The sequence below is a fragment of the Alteromonas sp. KUL42 genome (genome assembly GCF_006538325.1).
In the GTDB taxonomy this organism is placed as follows: domain Bacteria; phylum Pseudomonadota; class Gammaproteobacteria; order Enterobacterales; family Alteromonadaceae; genus Alteromonas.
Map to the genome: position 1 here is coordinate 105,400 of NZ_BJKK01000002.1, position 19,670 is coordinate 125,069.

Sequence of the window (19,670 nt, forward strand, 5' to 3'; positions counted from 1 at the left end):
CTCGATACTATTTTTGCACAATTATTGTTCATCTTGAATATAACGGTTTTATAAGCACTAACGAAAAATAAGTTGCATAAAATATGCACTGGTAGATGATTTGTTGACCAGTTTAGTGTTAGTGTTTCATGCAAAGTAAAAATAGTAATTATGGTCACCCCACAATGAAACACATACGTCTATTTCTAGTTTCACTAATTGTTTTAAGTGTTACTCCCCTATGCCAAGCCGCTTTAGTAAAGTTTGAATATTACGGACTGCACCCAACTTTCTATGGTGAAGAAAATGGTGTTGAAGATTACGGCGCAGAAACAATCGTAAGATTTTATGCTGAACTAGATGACATCGCAGACAATACCGTTTCCCAACTTTCCCAAATGTTGTTTTTTAATTTCGAGTCTTTTACTGCAGATATAATAACCCAAGGTATTATACACAGTGTTGATTTATCGAACTTAACAGGTACTGGTGGAATAGTAGTAGAAAGAATCGGTAATGATATTTCAGTGCTAGCAGGGTTTGGACTGTTGGGAGAAACTGATTTGGGTGGAGTGATTTTTTTTGATGAAGAGCTCTATGAAGGAAGTATAGTTTATTATGACGATGATTTAGAGGGTAAAATGGCAGGGGTTTATGGAACTGCGTTAGGAAGCTTCACTGTCGATATTATTCCTACGTCTGGACCCTCTGCATTTTTATTACTAATGCTTGGAGCTGGCGCGATCTTATTTAGATTAAGGCGCAGCGAAAATTAACGCGAAATAAAAAAGCTCTTTGTGACAAGAGTTATTATTAATAATGTAAAAGGTGAGAGGCTTGTACGTTTGAAGGCTGACCAATCAGACTATCTTATATCCCTTTTTCAATAAGCTTTTCTTCAAAAACCTTACTGTAAATAATGCACAGAGCAGTTGACACAATAACTCTTGCTTCTAATGTTGATTTAGCCAACTACTCGTCCATTCGTAACATATTTACTAACATTTCTTTTCAGCTTTGGACTTGTGCAAAATATAAAAAGCAGGAATGCTGTAATAAAAATGATTTTTAAAAGACTGAACATGTAAGTCATAGAGTGTTGGCTAAAAGCGCACGCTTGAAAACACACTCAATCAGAACAAAACCAAAAATAACATTGATAAGTTAGACATAACAAAGAGGGAAGGGGAATGATTGAAATATCAGGTCTCGCCAAACGCTTTGAGGTGGAAAACCCCAAAAAGCTCAGTGAGCAAGAAAAGAAAGATCCCAGACTTAAAGGGCGCTATTTCCAATCGGTAAGAGACGTGTCTTTTTCTTGTGAAAAAGGCCAAGTATTAGGTTTGCTTGGCCCAAATGGTGCAGGAAAAACCACCACGCTACGTATGCTTTCAACGGCACTTCGCCCCGATAGTGGCAAAGTAATTATTGATGGCGAAGATGTTCTCGCTAATCCTAATATTGCACGTAAAAAAATTGGCTTTCTATCAAGTTCTACAGGTCTTTACGGACGTTTAAGCGGGAGAGAAAACATAAGCTACTTCGGCGAGCTTCATGGATTGTCGAAAGCCATTATTAATGCGCGCATTGAAGAGATGGCGGATTTGCTCGACATGCAACACTTCCTAGACAGAAGGGCAGAGAACTTTTCTTCGGGCATGAAGCAAAAGGTATCTATTGCTCGTGCTGTTATTCATGACCCAGCCTTAGTGGTACTAGATGAACCTACTACAGGGCTCGATATCATGGCCACCAGTACGGTCATGGAATTTATCCAGCGACTGAAAGATAAGGGAACCCCTGTTATTTTTTCTACTCATCACCTTGATGAGGTTCAGGCGCTGTGTGACAAAGTCACAGTTATAAACCAAGGTGAAACCGTGTTTAATGATTCATTAGAAGCGTTTAGCGCACTCTCTGGTGGTCATATGCACCAAAGCTTTTTGAAAACACTATCACTTGATGTCGAGGAGAAGAGCAATGTGGTTAATCTTTAAAAAGGAATTCAAAGAGCTCCTACGGGATAGAAAAACCATTATATTCATGATTGGTTTACCGCTGCTTTTGTTCCCTGCCATGTTCGGCGTTGCATTTTTCTTTATGAGTTCTGCGGCAGACAAAGCTGAAAACGAAGTGCTTAAGTACGCCATTGTAGGTGAGGCGTTTGCGCCTAATATTGTTCAATCTTTTAGTGATGCATCTGATAAATTCGAATCCGTTGATATTGGCGATGAAGCGGATTATGCGAAGCTCATAAAGAATGAAACCCTTGATTTCGTGTTGGTGATCCCTGAGACCTTTAATAGTGACGTGCTAGCGTCAGGACAACATAGCCTAGAGTTATACCTTAATGATGCGGGTTTGAATAAAGTCGTTGGTCGGGTTTCAAAAATAATCGATGAGTATTCTAACGCATTTCAAAAAGAAGCGTTCACTCAGCTTAATTTGAACGAGACACAACAAACTGCTTTGCTGAAACCCATTGAAATTGTCAAAAATAATGTGGCAGACGACCGAGAGGTGTGGGGTGAGCGTTTAGGTGGTATGTTGCCTTATTTTATTTTTATATTGTGTTTGCAAGGTGCAATGGCACCGGCCGCCGATTTGGGCGCAGGCGAAAAGGAACGCGGCACATTAGAAACTCTGCTAATTTCCCCTATGGATCGCTACAAATTGGTGCTGGGTAAGTTCGTTACTATCTGCATGGCGGGTATCATAACGGCACTCATTACGGTGTCTTCCATGGCGATATGGGGGTTAATACTTTCTCAAGGTATGGCAGTGGAATTTGTTGTTGAAGTAATGTCGATGATTGGTATTGTCGATTTTATTTTGATTTTCTTGATGCTAGTGCCCGTTGTAGCCGTGTTTGCCGCTGTGCTGCTGTCGCTTTCTATTTATGCACGTTCATTTAAGGAAGCGCAGAGCTACATGGGATCATTGATCATGGTAGTTATCTTCCCTGTTTTAATTGCGATGATGCCGGGTGTAGAGCTAAAAGGTGGCTGGGTGTGGGTGCCGCTAACTAATGTCGCGTTAGCAATGAAAGAGTTGTTTAAAGGTACTATGGACTACTTTGCATTGTTTGGTATTTTTACGTCCACAGCAGTGATTGCTGTTGCACTTATCATGTTCTGTATACATTGGTTCAACAAAGAGAAAGTTTTGTTTAGATAAAGATGTGTATAGCGCTTAGCGCGAGGCATTCGTATGTTTTTTTAATTCATACATTGACTAAGCCGAACGAAAAAGACATTGAGAAAAAGCTCGCTACGGCGAGCGTTTTTTATTGTCTTTTCCCATTTCATCAATAGTAATAAGGTCTATGTATTGAGCCGTATATGGTGATTGCTTGTCGCTCTAAACTTCAAAGTCTATACGCTTAATAATACCTTCCCATCCAGGGGGGATTTTTCCTTGAAGTACGTATGAGTAAGCGAGCAACTCAGCAATCACATAATAAAGCGATTCTGGAATATCTTGGCCAACATCTAAAGTGGCGAGAACTTCACTGAGGTAAGGATCTTCGTGAATTAAAATACCCGTTTCTTGAGCCATTGCTATAATGGCTTCTGCAAGATCGCCATAGCCTTTAGACACAACTTTCGGTGTGTTTTTCTTATCACCGCCTTCATATTTAAGACCGATGGCGCGTTTGGCTTTTTGAGAATTTGTCATACGCGGGTCTCGAATATTTGATGTGGTCGTGTTTTTAAGGTCTCAGGAATTTGTCCTCGCTGAAAACTCGATTTTTCTACCTCTAATCCGAGTGACGTCAAACGTCGTGTTAAATAAGGCATGGTGTCGGCAATACGGCGTAAGATAACTTCATTAGATGCGTACAAATCGATAGTTATCGAAGACTTGTCTATTCGTGATTTTGCTAATACCTGGCCAGTATCACCAATATCAAGCTTCATTGTTACATTCCATAGTGCACGTCCATTTTCTGCTTTCTTATCGTTTTGTTTTCTCTCTTGTTCTCGGTGGATCAATAATTCGGCAGGAGACTGGTACTGAGATAAAGACGGAAGCACATAATAAAAACTGTCTTGTCCCTGAATGCGACTATCTGCACTGGCTATTTTACTTTGTTGATGGTTGGCCAATAGTGTTTTCAGTTGAGAGAGTAGTTGTTGTCGGCTATCTAACTGGGACAGGTCTTGCGTGACCCGACTGGGTTGCGCCGTTGAGCCTATATTAGATAGGGTTTTTGAGACAACCGATTCCGGTGCATCAATCAGGCTTTTTAAACTTGGCTGACGTTGCATTGCGCGCCCCGCTAAGGCCAATTGTACCAAAGCAACAAGGCCTTGAACGAAGTTCGAATTACTTGCGGGCGACGTCAAGTTGATAGGTGTTGTCAATAGCGCATTGGTCGTTAAAATGCTTTGTAGGCGACTTGGTAAATCTTGGGCAGCTGTAGTTTGGCTGCTGTTCTGGTTGGCACTTTGTTTCTCGGTTTCAGACGTGGAATTACTTATCGCTAGGCTTTCTGTCTGCTTTAGAGGTTCGTTAATATTTTCTCCCCCGGCTTTGGCAACGGGTTGCCCCTGAAGCACACTTGACTTGGACGTAGTTAAAACCGAAGTAATTTCACCACTTGACGCAGGCGCTGAATTTGATGTCGCAGTATTATTGAAGATACTTGGTGGTGCCGTTTCTGCGGTACGTGTTGTATTCACACGCTGACTTTCAAGCGCTTTACCCGCATTCAATGAAGCGGTTTCATTTACTTTTGTCGATGCCGATAACACATTTTCTTTACGAGCGACATTCTCTTTGCCAGTGTCTTTAGCTGTGGCATTTTCTAAACCAGTAGCAATAGGCTTTGAACGCGGGTTGACATCTGAGTCTATCAATTGCTTTTCAACTGAAGTTGCCAATGTCTCTTTCATCACATGACCAAACTGATGCTTTACCGCGGATATTAGGTCACTGGACACATTTTTTGCTTGTAAGCCCAAGTTATTAAGCAATGACCCTAAATTGGTATGCGTAGTGTCTTGCTTGACCTTAGTGCCCAATATTTCTGAAATAGAAATGCGATTATCATTTGTCACTGCATTCCCCGTTTGAGCAACTGGCGTTAACGTGTTTGGCCTAAGCGAAGCATTGTTTGAGGCAAGTGAGGTACTTGGGCTTTGCCCAAGCATTTTGGCGGGGCTGATGGTTGACACGTCTAAACTTTTTAGTGTCTGAAATACTTTATCTAATGAAGCGATATTACTACGAGCTACATCCGCTTTTGTTGTCTCTGCGCCATTTACAATACTAAGTAATTGACTAAGTGCTTGATTGGTACTGCCTGTTTGGCTTAACAAAGCGCGGGACAATTGGCTAATGGCTTGATGTACATCGCTGCCTTTAAGGGCTGTTGGATCAAGCATTCCTGTTCGAACAGTACGCGTTTGCGCTGCTACTTCAGAAATATTGTTCGTTTGAGGTGACGTACTCATTTTGCCATTAGCTGGTCTACTAACCGGCGACATTTCTACGATATTTGCTTTTGGTAGTGCGTCGAGGCTCACATTTTTTACCAAGTTGTTAGATAAAACAGGAAAAGCTGGTAAGGACGCTTGGTGGAAGGTTGTAGAAGACTGTGTTGAAGAAGAGGGGGTCGTTATAGCATTGTGCGTGATAGCAAGTACCGCTTTATTTTGTGCAACATGTGTTGTCAAAGAAACATTTCCCGAAGGCCCTTCTTTGATACTTAATAAAGCAACACTTTTGAGCACGTTGCTCGTATTTTGATTCTCAGTGGGAAGTAATTGCTGTAATAAAGCTGGCGAAGTCCTATTCAGCTCAACTGCCACAGTACCTTGCTTCAAACCACTTTCTATAATTTGATGTTGCAACGCTGCAGCATTGCTCGACACTTTCAACGTTGTTGGCAGTAAAGGCGCTGATGCACTGCTTGATGTTGTTGCTGAACTAACAACAGGCGTTAACTTCAACGCTATTTCTTGGCTGCTTGTTGTAGATACCGTCAAATTCACTTGTTGACCAAGGTAAGCTTGTAGTGCTGTTTTGTCAGTCTGGGTTGATACTAGAAGTGGTATAACGTTGTTTTGGGCCGACGTTGTCCCATTTGCCATACCTATTCCCGAGCTTAACGCTAAGCCTAATTGGCCACTAGACAGTACTGTCACGCGTCCTTTTAAAGAAATGGCCCCATCATTTGTTGCTAAAGTCTGTGCTATTGCGTTAATTAAACTGTTTTGCTGACTTGCTGGCAGTGTTGCAATGTGTTGTTGCACGCTTGTAGAAGTTAACAGTGAAACCGAATTGCTCACACTGGATGATGGCAAAGAGACCATCTGCGGGTTCTGAACGGCTTTTATCGCATTATTGGAAGGCAAAGAAACGGTTAGCACCCGACTAGCCGACTTTTCAGATTGAAGAGGTTGAATAGAAAGTATCTGCTCAGGTAGTCGGCTTACTGCGACCCGCGCCGCATTCTCTAATGCGGCAGCTTGCGCCAACGAAAGTGTTGGTACTGCCGAAGGCACAGAATGGCTTACGTTCGCGTTACTTGAAGAAACGTTCGAAGACACTGCACCTGCACCTGCGTTGGCAGCATTGGCTAATAATGAAGTTAATTGCGATATCATAAATTGATTATCGGCACGCCAAATAAAATCCTTACGTTAATTAAAGCATGCATTATGTACATTATGAAATGTGACAGTGTTTCAATAGTGATTAGAGCGTGTTGACCTTTGCTGTGCGTTTTTGCAGCAAAGTGTACCGAAAAGGTCAACAAGCTCTAGTTAATTGATGATCATAGCAACTTTGCCGGATAAATATACGTACAAGCAATTGTGCTTTGTCATTGAAGTAAATCATATTTAATTCGAATTCGCGACTGCGAAAAAGCCCGCTTGTGGTAAACTAGCGCCGTTTTTTTGAGTAAAAAGGTAAATTGGGGTGTGTAGGCTGTGTTAGAGGCGTGCAGTTTAACGTGCAGTAAGCGGGATAGAACGCTTTTTGAAGGGTTGTCACTGGCTATCAACGCTGGTGAATTACTCTATTTGCGCGGCCCAAATGGCGCAGGGAAAACCAGTTTGTTACGGCTTCTTACTGGCTTGAGCGAACCTGAAAATGGTCGCATTTGTTATAATGGCAAAGACATTAAACATACTCGCGCTGATTATTTTTCCGATTTGCTTTATTTAGGCCACAAGAGCGGAACCAACGGCAGCCTGTCTGCGCTTGATAACCTCAATTTTTGGCTGGCCCAGCACGATATCCATCAATCGACAGAAGTACTTTATCGCGTACTTGAGACAATAGGTTTGGTGGGGTTAGAAGATGTACCAGTTAGGTATCTATCGGCAGGGCAACAACGCCGTGTCGCACTTTCAAGATTGTGGCTTAAACCAGCAAAAGTGTGGGTTCTTGATGAGCCTTTTACTGCTCTTGATTCTAAAGGCATCTATTTACTTGAAAATTTGATGAAGCAGCATATACAAAATGGCGGTTTAGCCATCGTCACATCGCACCAACCGTTATCTGAAAATGCAGGGGCACATCGCGTATTTGACCTGGAGTACCGCTTCTAATGTCGCTTTACCAAGGTATTTTTAAACGGGATATGCACATTGCTTTTAAGCAAAAAGCAGAATTAGTGCAGCCATTGATGTTTTTGTTGATGGTGGTAACGCTGTTTCCTCTTGGGGTAAGCCCTTCACCAGATACGCTGCAACGCATTGGCCCCGGGGTGATATGGATTGCTGCTATTCTTTCTTCATTAATGGCAATGGAGCGGCTTTTTAGAGATGATTTTCAAGACGGTTCGCTAGAACAATATGTATTGTCAGGTATGGCACTGCCCGCAGTGAGTACAGTAAAGGTGGTTGCTCATTGGCTGGTTAGTTTTGTTCCTGTGTTGTTATTATCGCCACTATTGGCGATGTTTTTGAACCTAACATTCGATATGTATGTGGCACTATTATTAACCTTGATATTAGGTACGCCATTACTGTCATTAATTGGAGCGATTGCAGTTGGCTTAACAGTGGGGTTGCAAAAGGGAGGTGTGCTGCTGGCATTACTTCTTATTCCTGTATTTATACCTTTACTGATATTTGCCACGTCTGCCGTGGATTCTGCCGCACTGCAATTACCTTATTACCCGCAACTTGCTATTATCGCTGCCATGTTGTTACTGGCTGCAGCGTTGGCACCATTTGCCATAGCGTATTCATTAAAAGTGAGTCAAAACTAATGTGGAAGTGGTTACACCCTTACGCTAAAACAGAGCGCGCCTATCAACTTTGCATCACACTTCAGCCTTGGTTATGGGTGGGTGCAATTCTGTGTTTGAGCATTGGAACCGTATGGGGGTTAGCGTTTGCTCCACAGGATTATCAGCAAGGTGACTCATTTCGCATTATCTATATTCACGTGCCCAGCGCCATATTATCTATGAGTACCTATGTCGCAATGGCAATTGCTGCATTAGTAGGCATGGTGTGGCAGTGGCGCACGGCTTATATGACAATGATAGCAATGGCTCCCATTGGTGCAGCATTAACCTTTATTGCTTTATTTACCGGCGCAGCATGGGGAAAGCCTATGTGGGGAGCTTGGTGGGTGTGGGATGCGCGCCTAACGTCAGAACTGATATTACTGTTTTTGTACATTGGTGTGATTGCACTTTACGGCGCGTTTGAAGACAAACAGCAAGCAGGTAAAGCGGCTGGCGTAATGGCTTTAGTCGGCGTGGTGAATATTCCAATAATTCACTATTCGGTAGAGTGGTGGAACACGTTGCACCAAGGTGCAACCATTAGTAAGTTTGATAACCCGTCAATCGCACCCGAAATGTTATGGCCTTTGCTGATTAACCTGTTGGGTTTTGCTTTTTTCATTGGCGCAGTAACCACTATTCGACTTCGCAACGAAATAGTCCTGCGTGAGCAACACCGACCGTGGGTGCAAGCCTTGGCTGAGCAAGCGCTGTTACCACACAAAACTCGGGAGCGTTAATATGCAGTTTGATTCCTTTGCTGATTTTATACATATGGGCGGCTACGCCTTCTATGTATGGTTATCGTTTGGTGTAACCTTTGGTGCGATGTGCATTATTGCTATTCAAAGTTATGTAAAACACAAAGCGTTACTAAATGCAGTAATAGCAGACAAAGCGCGTAAAGCGCGAATTGAGAGAGCGCGTCAGAACGAGAAACGGTCCTGACAAATTAGTTAGTTTTTGGAAGTGAGTAAGTGGCATGAACCCAAGGCGAAAGCAGCGTTTAGCGGTAGTAGGTATTGTCGGTTTTTTAGTGGTTAGTGCAATCGGTCTAATGCTTTATGCATTGAATGACAGTATTGATCTTTTCTATACGCCTAGCGAGATTGTAGAAGGTAAAAATGGGCAAGTACCACAGATTGGCCAACGCCTGCGTATTGGTGGCATGGTTGTACCTGGCAGTGTTAAGCGCAACAGCGAAAGCTTGGCGGTGAGTTTTGATCTTATTGATACCGGACCTACCGTAACCGTTACCTTTGATGGCATATTGCCTGACCTTTTTCGAGAAGGACAAGGTATTGTTGCAACAGGTGTACTGACAGATAAAGGTCATATAAAAGCACAAGAGGTTCTGGCTAAACACGACGAAGAATATATGCCTCCCGAATTAGCTGAGAAAATGAAAGGGATAAAGCATGTCAAGCCTGAAAATATGCCTACCTATGAATATTCAGAGGCAACTACAGGTAACAATGATACCGGAGGCTTGTAGATTATGGTTCCTGAGTTAGGGAATATTGCGCTTACCCTTGCACTTGTACTTTCAATATTATTGGCAGTGTATCCTTTGTGGGGAGCGCATCGTCAACATGATGCACTGATGGCATCCGCTAAACCACTCGCCATTGGTCTTTTTACCTTTACGCTAATTGCTTATCTTTGTTTAACGTATGCTTTTGTGACGGACGACTTCAGTGTCGCCTATGTGGCACAACACTCCAACAGTCGTTTACCCATTTATTATAAAATCACAGCAGTGTGGGGCGGACACGAAGGATCATTCTTGCTGTGGGTACTCATGCTATCTATTTGGACAGTTGCGGTAGCGATATTTAGCAAAGGTATTCCTCTTGCTATGGTAGCGCGTGTATTGTCGGTATTGGGTATGGTGGGTATTGGTTTTTATTTATTTATGCTTTTGACGTCGAACCCGTTTAATAGCATGTTGCCTTTCTTCCCTGTTGACGGACGAGACCTTAACCCCTTGCTGCAAGATTTTGGCATGATCATTCACCCGCCAATGCTGTATATGGGCTATGTCGGGTTTTCAGTCGCATTTGCTTTTGCTATTTCTGCATTGATATCGGGTCAACTTGATTCGACGTGGGCTCGTTGGTCTCGCCCCTGGGTTATTGCTGCTTGGGCGTTTTTGACAGTGGGTATTGCCCTTGGCAGTTGGTGGGCGTATTACGAGCTTGGCTGGGGCGGATGGTGGTTCTGGGATCCGGTTGAAAATGCCTCATTTATGCCGTGGTTAGTGGGTACTGCGCTTATGCACTCATTGGCGGTTACTGAAAAGCGCAAGGCGTTCAAGTCTTGGACGGTACTGCTTGCCATTGCCGCTTTTAGTTTGAGTTTGCTAGGCACATTTTTGGTACGTTCAGGGGTTATCGTATCAGTTCACTCCTTTGCCAGCGATCCTACGCGGGGGCTGTTTATTCTTGGAATTCTAATTGTTTTAAGTGGCTTTGGTTTGTTGCTTTACGCAATGCGCGCAGCGTCACTGAAAAGCCCTGGTCGCTACCAAGCATTCTCGCGTGAAGTGTTACTAATGGGTAATAACGTATTTTTGTGCGCGGCGACTTTGGTTGTGCTACTTGGTACCTTATTGCCACTTGTTCACAAAGAACTTGGTTTAGGCAGCATTTCAGTGGGGGCTCCCTTCTTCAACCAGATGTTTACGCTATTGATAGTGCCTTTTGTATTAATACTTGGTTTAGGGCCACTAACGCGTTGGAAGCAACAGCGTGCTAAAGATTTGCAAAAGCAATTGTTGGTTGCTGCCGGTATTGCGGTAAGTGCGGCGTTATTGGTGAATTTTGCCTATGACGCACCAAGTTATATGGGCATATTGGGCATGATATTAGTATTTTGGATCTTGGTAACCACGATTCAAGAAGTATTACAGCGCCTATCTGCTATGCCTAATGCATCGATAACACACGCTAGCATGTTGGATAAATTACGTAAGCTTACGCCAAGCCACTGGGGTATGGTGCTTGGACACGTAGGTTTTGCTATCGCAATTATTGGAATTACCTTGGTTTCCAACTATGAAACTGAACGCGATGTGCGTATGGACGTTGGTGATAGTGTGACCTTAGGTGGTTATGAATTTACTTTCCGAGATGTGAAAAAAGTACAAGGCCCCAACTATGAAGCTGATGCAGGCGTTTTCGATGTGTATAAGAACGGAGAACATATTGCGCATTTAGCGCCTGAAAAGCGCCTGTATATTGTGCAGCGTATGCCAATGACAGAAGCGGCAATTCATTCAACACTGTCTCGCGATTTATTTATCGCTATGGGTGAGCCTCTAGATAACGGCGCATGGGCAATACGTATATACATAAAACCCTTTGTTATCTGGATTTGGGCTGGGGCTGTGGTGATGGCGTTGGGTGGCATCTTTTCAATTAGTGATAAGCGCTATCGCATGGCTAAAGTGAAAAAACTTAAGCAAGCCTTTAGCAACGCGGTGGGCGACAAGTTAGCTGATAATAAAGAAAAGGCACAAAAAACACCATTAGCGACTAACAAGGCGTTTGACTCTGGTATAAAGGGAGACGTGTAATGAAGAAGGCACCTTTAGTTGCTATACCTCTTGTACTGTTCTTATTGTTGGTAGTCTTTCTTTTCAAAGGGCTTTTTTCAGACCCTCGCGAGCTAGATTCTCAAGTGAAAGATAAAACACTACCTAGCTTTTCATTACCAGATTTAATGAAACCTGACATCACCTATACGCCTGACGATTTCAAAGGCAAAGTGACTATTTTGAATGTTTGGGGTGTGTGGTGTGTGACTTGTGCGGTTGAAATGCCTTTTTTAACGGAATTAAAAAACGAAGAAAATGTGCATATTGTTGGTCTTTATTTTGACCAAGACTTGGACCCCGACTTTGGAACTAAAACACTCACACGGGTGCAGCAAGAAGTTATTGAGATGTTGGGTCGATACGGTAACCCATATGCCTTTAATATTTTTGACGTATATCGAGATACCTCATTAGATTTGGGTGTTACCGGAGCGCCAGAGCATTTTGTTATCGATGCTGATGGTATTATTCGAATGCATCATATTGGTGACATTAATGAGCGAGTTTGGAATAACAAAATTGGACCGTTATACAAAGCGCTTGTGGCAGAAGCAATGTCTGGCGAAGTAAACCAAATCAGTACAAAGGGCACAATGTGATGAGAAAGCTAATGCGGGTATTTATTGCTTTTCTTACCGCTGTGTTTGTTGCATTACCAGCAACTTACGCTGTTGAAGACAAATACGAGTTTGATTCACCTCAGCAACGAGAAAGCTTCTTACAGTTAACAGCTGAACTTCGTTGCCCGATGTGTCAAAACCAAAATATTGCAGATAGCGACGCGATGATCGCCCATGACATGCGCCGCAAAGTTTATAGTTTGCTCAAGCAAGGTAAGTCTGAGCAAGAGGTCATTGATTATATGAAGGCGCGTTATGGTGACTTTGTACATTATAAACCGCCGGTAACTTTAGCAACCCTATGGCTATGGTTAGGACCTGTATTCTTTATTGTAGTAGCACTTATTGTTGTAATTAGAAGACGATCGGTAACCCCTCCGGAAGATATGGCGGCTAAGCTCGCAAAAGCAGATGCAATGTTGGAGCAAGAGAAAGAATGAGTTGGTCTGAATTTTACATAGTGGTATCTGGCCTTATCACATTCGTACTACTTATTGTGGCTTTTCCGTGGTTGCGTCGAAAAAACCATGCCCAACAAGACAGCTTGAGTAATACGCAAATTGTAAAGCAGCGTCTGGCTGAGCTTGAAAGAGAGGTTCAGGAAGGGTTAATTAGCGAACACGACAAGCGACAGGCTGTGGATGAGTTAAAACTCGCTTTGGTCGATGAGAGCGCGTTTCAGTCTAAGCGAACTGGTACTGCAACCCTACCGTTATTAGTTGGTGGTATTGTTGCACTGACGTGCGGAGCAGTTGTGTATTCACAGGTCAATCAGATGTCTCGTGTCATAAAAGCCTCTGAAGCAGTAGAGGCCTTACCCGAACTAAGTCAGCAACTGGCCAGTGGTAATGCAAGTAATCTTACACAAGAGGATATTGCGAGTTTAACCCTAGCTATTCGTCAACGATTACGTACACAGCCTGAAGATGATACCGGTTGGATGTATTTGGGCAGGTTGTTTTTAAGTATTGGGCAAGAAGTTCAAGCTATAGAAGCTATTGATAGAGCAGTAGAGTTGGCACCAGAGAATACTACTCACCGCATTACCCTAGCTCAGGCGTTAATGGCTACGGGAGATGTGAATAATCTCTCGCGGGCGCAGACATTACTTTTAGGTTTGCTTAAAGATAACCCACAAAATGATAATCTCGCATTGATGATGGCTGTGGTTTCAGCTCAACTTGGTGACTTGGACAATACTCGACAGTTCTTTGCGCAAGTAAAAGACAAGTTGCCTAGCGACAGCGATATGGCGAAGCGATTAATGGCGCGCATTGACGTGTTGGCTCGCCAAGCTGGTGAAATCGCTACGGGGCAAGTCGGAGAAAGTACTGAATTAGGGAATACTGGACTAGAAAACACGGATGAAGGCACAACTGATGATATTACAGGCTTCTCAGTAACCGTTGATTTATCCGATGAAGCGCAAAAAAGTGCGCCAAAAGAGGGTTTTCTTATTGTCTTTGCGCAAGATGGTGCTTCTCAAAATAGAATGCCAGCGGCAGTTGTTAAGATGCCAATTCAAGGTTTTCCACTTACTGTTAATTTAACCACCGAAAATGCCATGATGCCTCAATTTACCCTTGCTGCTTTGTCGCAAGTAATTTTGACTGCAAGGCTCTCATTGGACGGTGACGTGACGGTGTCTTCTGGCGAATGGCAAGGCAGTGTTGAAAGTACTGTTGAAAAAGGGCAGCTTTCACCCATTCGTATAACCATAAATAAGGAACTATAGTATGGACTTCAATAAATCACTTGCTGTTGCAGTGATGGTCGTCAGTATCTTTTTAGGAGGTTGTGCAAACAATACGGCGCAGCAACAAAAAGACGCCAACGAAAGCAATACGGTTGCTGCTAGTTATTCTGATCCTAAAGATCCACTTGAGTCAGTAAACCGTGTCATGTGGGACTTTAACTGGGATGTGTTGGATGCATATATTTTGCGTCCTATCACGGTGACCTATGTTGCAGTCATGCCACAATTCGCGCGTACTGGGTTAGTGAATGCAGCTGAAAACTTGCGCGAGCCAGCAAACTTTACCAATAACCTTTTCCAAGGGAAGGTGGATGAAAGTTTGGATAGCTTCGCTCGTTTTCTTATTAACACGACAGTAGGTTTATTGGGAACCATTGATGTAGCTTCAAAAATTGGTATTGAAAGGCACGAAGAGCAATTCGGTGAAACACTTGCGGTTTGGGGCGTAGACACTGGTCCATTTTTGATGATGCCATTTTTGGGCCCAAGTGATCCGCGCAGTTTCACTGGCGATTATGTTGATGGGTTTGCTTTCCCAATGTCGTTAATCGACGGAACGGTTAATTTGGCTCGAATTGGTATTTCGATTCTAGAAACGCGTGCACAGTTAATAGACCAAGAAGCACAACTTGAACAGGCCGTAGACGACTACGCCTTTGTTAAAAATGCTTATTTTGAAAGGCTTGAGTTCCGCGTTACCGATGGCAAAAGTGGTGACAAAGTAATAAATGAAGAGCAGTTAGATGATTTTGCTGATTTTGAGGCCATGTTGGAAGGTGGTGATTTCGACAGCTATGAAGAGGTGTCAGAGGAACCCCAAGCGGCAGAAGGAAATAAAGCTGATGCCGACGTCGACAATAAAGGTAAAGTCAAAGATCAGGATCAGAAAATAGACGGCAACGAAAAAGACGGTAAACAATAAACTAAAGAAGAAACGTCAAAAGTAAAATCTTCTGACGATTGGAAATAAGTAATTAAAACATTAAGATTCATTTGGCGCATCGGCAATTGCAATTAAGTGCACCTTAAAGCGAATATACTTAAGTTGATTGAATCATTACAAAAAAACCATGCTGAAAAGCATGGTTTTTGTTTTTCCGCTAACTTACGGTTTAAATGACCGTTTACCATCCGATTCACCATCAAATTAGCAGGTATTATCGCAAATAGTATTAGCCAGCTCTTGACTCAAAGTACTCTGGCTAGTCTTTAGGATAGCCCGCAGGGTTTTGCGACTGCCAGTGCCATGTGTCTGCACACATGTCATCTAAGCCTTTCTCTGCATGCCAGTTAAGCTCTGTCGCCGCTTTTGTCGGGTCGGCATAACATGCCGCAATATCACCACTTCTGCGCGGTGCTATTTTGTATGGTAAGGTTTTACCTGACGCTTTCTCAAAGGCCTTAACCATTTCAAGTACCGAGTAACCTTGTCCTGTACCTAGGTTATATTTGTCTAACCCCATATTTAGCATAAGGCGGTCTAGGGCTTTAAGGTGACCATTGGCTAAATCAACCACATGAATATAGTCACGTACGCCAGTTCCATCTTCAGTATCGTAATCGTCACCGAACACGCTTAACTGTTGAAGTTTACCTGTGGCGACTTGAGAAATGTAAGGCATAAGGTTGTTAGGGATACCATTCGGATCTTCACCTATTTGGCCTGACTCATGAGCGCCCACCGGATTAAAATAGCGCAGCAGTACAATGTTCCACTCATTATCTGACACATATAGGTCGCTAAGCATATGTTCGACCATAAGCTTTGACATACCGTAAGGGTTTGTAGGCTCACCAGTTGCCATATCTTCTCTTAACGGCAGTGATACAGGGTCGCCATAAACGGTTGCAGAAGAGCTAAACACGATGTTCTTAACATTGTGCTTTTGCATTGCTTTACACAGCGTCAGAGTGCCGTATACGTTGTTTTCATAATAAGACAATGGCTTTTCAACAGATTCGCCAACCGCTTTAAGGCCTGCAAAATGGATAACTGCGAAAACACTGTGTTCACTGAAAATATCATCGAGTACTGCGGTATCACGAATATCGCCTTGAACAAAGGTGACCGACTTGCCGGTGATAGTTTCTACTCTGCGCAGCGACTCTGCACTAGCATTCACCAAGTTATCTAGCACCACTACAGCGTAGTCTTGCTCAAGTAATTGTAACACTGTGTGGCTACCTATATAGCCAGCACCACCAGTAACCAAGATGGTTTTCATGCATTCTCCTTGCTTGACGAAGGCGCAATGTATTTTGCGCAAATAGAGTGTTGAATAGGTTTAACAACTAATGGATAAAGCAAAAATACCACAAACGCCCAGATTAACGAGGTCCAATTAGATGCGGTTTGAAGTATAAGCGCAAACGTCGGCACAATGATGAGAAGTTTTAAAATATTGAGCAAAGTTTTCTCTGGCACTGACAGTTGCTTAGTAGCTTGCTCTAAACGCTTCATGCGTTCTGTCAGTGTAAGTCCTTTAAGTGCGGGAATATCACGGGTAGAAAAGTAGAACTTCATAGTTTGCTCTTAATAAAAAACCGCCGAAACGTTATGTAACGGCGGTTATTGTAGGGCAATCTGCCAGTGGTTAAAACACTAGCACAAACTAATTATGCCTTTTGTTGAATACCTGCTTTTTCCCAGAAGCGTGATTTAACACTGAACAGGGCAATAACAATACCAACTGCAATGCTAAATAGCGCAATTTGAAGGTATAAGTTTGGCATTTCTTGAACGTTTTCTGGGTCGAAATTACCAGACAATAGGCCAGCAATAATATTACCAATTGAATAAGTCAGTACGAATACGCCCATCATTTGGCCTGCAAAACGCTTCGGTGAGAGCTTACTTACCGCGCTTAATGCAACTGGACTTAGGCATAGTTCACCAACTGTGTGTAGGAAGTAAGTTGTTACTAACCACATTGGCGCTACTTTAAGGCCTTGTGCTGCGTATTGCGATGCCATAAACATAACGAGGAAGCCCGATGCCATAATAATAATACCAATCGCACATTTGATGGTGTACGAAGGGTCAATCATGCGCTTAGCTAGGTTAATCCAAAGTGCAGCAAAAAACGGTGATAACACGATGATAAATAGCGAGTTTGAAAGTTGGAACCACACAGTAGGAATGACATCCATTCCAAACCATGATGTAAGCAAAGCGCCACTTTCAAGAACACGATCTGTATAATTTTGTGCAAATAGATTCAGCGAAGAACCAGCTTGTTCGAAGCCAGACCAAAAACACGCTGATGCTACACATACCAAGAACAGGGCCCACATGCGCTTCTTTTCATTTTCAGTCAGCTGGCCTTTAAAGTAGATAAAGCCGAAATACAAAAAGAAGATAGCAGTAAAGACAACTGCAACTTGCTGAGCTAGTGCCACCGGCTCGATAACGATAGTGCCCATGTGAGCAAGCACGATAATAACTACTGCTAGGGCAACAACAGCATATACACCCATCCAAGCACGCTGCTTTGCAGCACCTTCATAAGGGTTTGCAGGTGCTACTGAGTCGGCAGACAAAGAACGGTTGCTGAAGTAATATTGAATTAGGCCTACTGCCATACCAACAGCAGCTGCGCCAAACGCATAGTGCCAGCCCCAGTTTTCTTGTAGATAGCCGGTGACCAAATACGCGATTAGTGAGCCAATGTTTATACCCATGTAATACAACGCATAGCCACTGTCACGGCGGCCATCGTCTTCACCATACTGCTGGCCAACCATCGCCGAGATATTGGGTTTTAAAAGACCTGTACCCGTGGCAACAAGGATAAGGCCGACGAAAAACAAGTTTTGTAGGTCGATAGCTAGTACCACGTGACCTGCAAAAATAATTAAGCCACCGTACCATACGGCTTGCTTACCACCGATAAGACGGTCTGCTAGCCAGCCGCCGGGAAGCCCAAGGAAATATACAGCGCCTGTGTATAATCCATAGATTGCACCGGCAGTTGCTACAGTGAAGCCTAGACCTTGGGTCTGTAAGCTTGCAGTCATAAAGAGGACTAGAAGGGCACGCATGCCGTAATAGCTCATTCGTTCCCACATTTCAGTGAAAAACAGCGTTCTCAGGCCCCCTGGATGGCCGAAAAAGCTAGTATCGTTAGATGATTTCATAATGTAATTAAGATTCCATATTGCTTATGGTTGTTATTCTAGAGCACTTATCTAGGCAGGCTCTTTGTGTAAGTCCTTAGGAGGATAGCTTCTTATACTAGAGCTAGACGAAAGACACAAGATTTCGACGACAAACTTCTTTTCTGCAGCGTCAACCGACCAAGAAAACATCACTTGGTCGGGTTCGCGTTAAGCTTGATAGATTAAAGCTCACGTATCGTAGCAATGACGATGCGTACGATACCGTATGTCAATAACAGTAACACACCAAACAGGACTAAATTGTATATCACAGTAGGGTAGGCATTATCGTCAGGTAGTGTTGAAGATTCAATAGTGACCAAATGTTGAAGCTTTTGGTAGGCTTCTACGCGCGCATTTTCAAGTGTAATCAACGAAGATGAATAGGCTTGTATGGCTAATTGAAGCTGCACTTGTAAATTACTGTATTGTGCCATTAAGGCGCTTACCGAAAGTGCTTCACTCTCATCTTCGGCAGTGCTCAAGCGCTCCTTCTGTTTTTCGACTTCTTTTTGCAGCGCTGCGATTTCTCTTTTCATATTAATCACTTCTGGTGCTGCATCGGACATCATTGTAGAAATTGTGCTGAGCTCTGCCTTTTTCTGCGCTAATGTGGCTTCAAGCGAGAACGCAATTTGTTGATAGGCTGCACCCTCAGCAGTAGGGTCAAGAACGTTGTACTTCGACTGAAAGCCAAGTATTTCAGTTTTTGCTTTCTGCAGTTTTTGCTCAACAATTTCATGTTCACCCTTGGCGAAGGTCAGTTTTGATTTTGCCAAATTGTTATTGATATTGTTGATAAATTCTTCGGCTTTCGACACGATGGTTTGATTTATACGTTGTGCATATTCAGGGTTAAACGCACGGGTGCGCAGCGTAATAACCGATGAAGTGGAATCGACACTAACTTCTATGTGATCTTGGTAGAACTTATGAAAATCTTCTTGCTTGTGTGATGAAGAGAGTGCACTGAAAATATCGGCTTCGTCTGACATATAATGTTCGCGAAGTGCAATGGTTTCATCCAAGTAATTGATCATATCCACTGACTGAATATAGGCTTCCACCAATTGACTCTCTGCACCACTACCTGAACTGGGAACCCCCGCGGCCAATAATAGAGATGATGGGTCAAAACTGCTGCTACCGTCACTCGATTTTACAATCAACTGACTTTGGCTCTCGTATTGTGGTGCGGCCCAGACAATGAGGTAAAAAGCATAAAGTAGCCATGGAAGTACCAGTACGAGTGTTTTATTCTTTTTGAGAAGGGCATTGAATTGAGTCAGAGATTTTTCCACTATG

The 19,670-nt window shown here is 43.1% G+C and carries 19 protein-coding genes; 13 read left to right on the plus strand and 6 right to left on the minus strand.

The features are described 5' to 3' along the window. Positions 1-128: 128 nt before the first annotated feature. The 3 genes from EYR97_RS03255 to EYR97_RS03265 all read left to right on the plus strand — a co-directional run bounded on the left by EYR97_RS03255 (position 129) and on the right by EYR97_RS03265 (position 3,156). Positions 129-755: a hypothetical protein gene (locus tag EYR97_RS03255; protein ID WP_131092404.1), complete on the plus strand. Its 627-nt coding sequence runs from the start codon at positions 129-131 to the stop codon at positions 753-755. Between the two features lie 414 nt (positions 756-1,169). Beyond that, complete coding sequence (locus EYR97_RS03260) at positions 1,170-1,976, plus strand: ATP-binding cassette domain-containing protein (RefSeq protein WP_131092405.1); 807 nt, start codon at positions 1,170-1,172, stop codon at positions 1,974-1,976. After that, positions 1,960-3,156 carry an ABC transporter permease gene (locus tag EYR97_RS03265; protein ID WP_131092406.1) on the plus strand — a complete coding sequence of 399 codons (1,197 nt, stop codon included), beginning with the start codon at positions 1,960-1,962 and terminating at the stop codon, positions 3,154-3,156. Before EYR97_RS03260 ends, EYR97_RS03265 begins: the two co-directional genes overlap by 17 nt. Positions 3,157-3,339: 183 nt before the next feature. Here the strand turns inward: EYR97_RS03265 and EYR97_RS03270 are convergent, their stop codons facing one another. Together EYR97_RS03270 and EYR97_RS03275 are read right to left on the minus strand one after the other, a co-directional pair. After that, positions 3,340-3,657: an EscU/YscU/HrcU family type III secretion system export apparatus switch protein gene (locus tag EYR97_RS03270; protein WP_131092407.1), complete on the minus strand. Its 318-nt coding sequence runs from the start codon at positions 3,655-3,657 to the stop codon at positions 3,340-3,342. Then, the gene (locus tag EYR97_RS03275) at positions 3,654-6,593 is read right to left on the minus strand and encodes a flagellar hook-length control protein FliK (RefSeq protein WP_131092408.1); all 2,940 of its coding nucleotides are present in this window, start codon (positions 6,591-6,593) and stop codon (positions 3,654-3,656) included. Before EYR97_RS03275 ends, EYR97_RS03270 begins: the two co-directional genes overlap by 4 nt. A gap of 327 nt (positions 6,594-6,920) precedes the next feature. Between EYR97_RS03275 and ccmA the strand changes: the two genes are divergently transcribed. The 10 genes from ccmA to EYR97_RS03325 are packed head-to-tail and all read left to right on the plus strand — an operon-like array spanning position 6,921 to position 15,129. Further along, positions 6,921-7,544 carry a cytochrome c biogenesis heme-transporting ATPase CcmA gene (gene ccmA, locus EYR97_RS03280; RefSeq protein ID WP_131092409.1) on the plus strand — a complete coding sequence of 208 codons (624 nt, stop codon included), beginning with the start codon at positions 6,921-6,923 and terminating at the stop codon, positions 7,542-7,544. Then, positions 7,544-8,209 (plus strand): heme exporter protein CcmB, encoded by a 666-nt coding sequence (gene ccmB / locus EYR97_RS03285; protein ID WP_131092410.1) that lies wholly within the window; start codon positions 7,544-7,546, stop codon positions 8,207-8,209. The genes ccmA and ccmB overlap by 1 nt, the downstream gene beginning before the upstream one ends. Then, entirely contained in the window at positions 8,209-8,973 is a 765-nt protein-coding gene (locus EYR97_RS03290; protein WP_131092411.1) for a heme ABC transporter permease, read from the plus strand. Before ccmB ends, EYR97_RS03290 begins: the two co-directional genes overlap by 1 nt. Before the next feature lies 1 nt (position 8,974). Beyond that, positions 8,975-9,181, plus strand: a complete 207-nt coding sequence (ccmD, locus tag EYR97_RS03295) for a heme exporter protein CcmD (protein WP_131092412.1) — start codon at positions 8,975-8,977, stop codon at positions 9,179-9,181. Positions 9,182-9,215: 34 nt separating this feature from the next. Further along, positions 9,216-9,728 carry a cytochrome c maturation protein CcmE gene (gene ccmE / locus EYR97_RS03300; protein WP_131092413.1) on the plus strand — a complete coding sequence of 171 codons (513 nt, stop codon included), beginning with the start codon at positions 9,216-9,218 and terminating at the stop codon, positions 9,726-9,728. 3 nt (positions 9,729-9,731) lie between these two features. After that, complete coding sequence (locus tag EYR97_RS03305; protein ID WP_242634878.1) at positions 9,732-11,810, plus strand: heme lyase CcmF/NrfE family subunit; 2,079 nt, start codon at positions 9,732-9,734, stop codon at positions 11,808-11,810. Beyond that, entirely contained in the window at positions 11,810-12,430 is a 621-nt protein-coding gene (locus tag EYR97_RS03310) for a redoxin family protein (RefSeq protein ID WP_131092414.1), read from the plus strand. The genes EYR97_RS03305 and EYR97_RS03310 overlap by 1 nt, the downstream gene beginning before the upstream one ends. Before the next feature lie 11 nt (positions 12,431-12,441). Continuing rightward, positions 12,442-12,891 carry a cytochrome c-type biogenesis protein CcmH gene (locus EYR97_RS03315; RefSeq protein WP_404840945.1) on the plus strand — a complete coding sequence of 150 codons (450 nt, stop codon included), beginning with the start codon at positions 12,442-12,444 and terminating at the stop codon, positions 12,889-12,891. Next, on the plus strand, positions 12,888-14,186 hold the full coding sequence (gene ccmI, locus EYR97_RS03320) for a c-type cytochrome biogenesis protein CcmI (RefSeq protein WP_131092416.1): 1,299 nt from the start codon (positions 12,888-12,890) through the stop codon (positions 14,184-14,186). Before EYR97_RS03315 ends, ccmI begins: the two co-directional genes overlap by 4 nt. A gap of 1 nt (position 14,187) precedes the next feature. Continuing rightward, positions 14,188-15,129, plus strand: a complete 942-nt coding sequence (locus EYR97_RS03325; RefSeq protein WP_131092417.1) for a VacJ family lipoprotein — start codon at positions 14,188-14,190, stop codon at positions 15,127-15,129. A gap of 280 nt (positions 15,130-15,409) precedes the next feature. On the opposite strand, the gene galE is transcribed toward EYR97_RS03325, so the two are convergent. The 4 genes from galE to EYR97_RS03345 form a co-directional block, all read right to left on the minus strand. Beyond that, on the minus strand, positions 15,410-16,432 hold the full coding sequence (gene galE, locus EYR97_RS03330) for a UDP-glucose 4-epimerase GalE (protein ID WP_131092418.1): 1,023 nt from the start codon (positions 16,430-16,432) through the stop codon (positions 15,410-15,412). Continuing rightward, positions 16,429-16,731, minus strand: coding sequence for a DUF6170 family protein (locus EYR97_RS03335; RefSeq protein WP_131092419.1), 303 nt, complete (start codon positions 16,729-16,731; stop codon positions 16,429-16,431). The genes galE and EYR97_RS03335 overlap by 4 nt, the downstream gene beginning before the upstream one ends. A gap of 92 nt (positions 16,732-16,823) precedes the next feature. Further along, positions 16,824-18,344 (minus strand): peptide MFS transporter, encoded by a 1,521-nt coding sequence (locus EYR97_RS03340; RefSeq protein ID WP_131092420.1) that lies wholly within the window; start codon positions 18,342-18,344, stop codon positions 16,824-16,826. Positions 18,345-18,547: 203 nt separating this feature from the next. Beyond that, the gene (locus tag EYR97_RS03345) at positions 18,548-19,666 is read right to left on the minus strand and encodes a capsule biosynthesis protein (RefSeq protein WP_131092421.1); all 1,119 of its coding nucleotides are present in this window, start codon (positions 19,664-19,666) and stop codon (positions 18,548-18,550) included. Positions 19,667-19,670 lie beyond the last annotated feature (4 nt).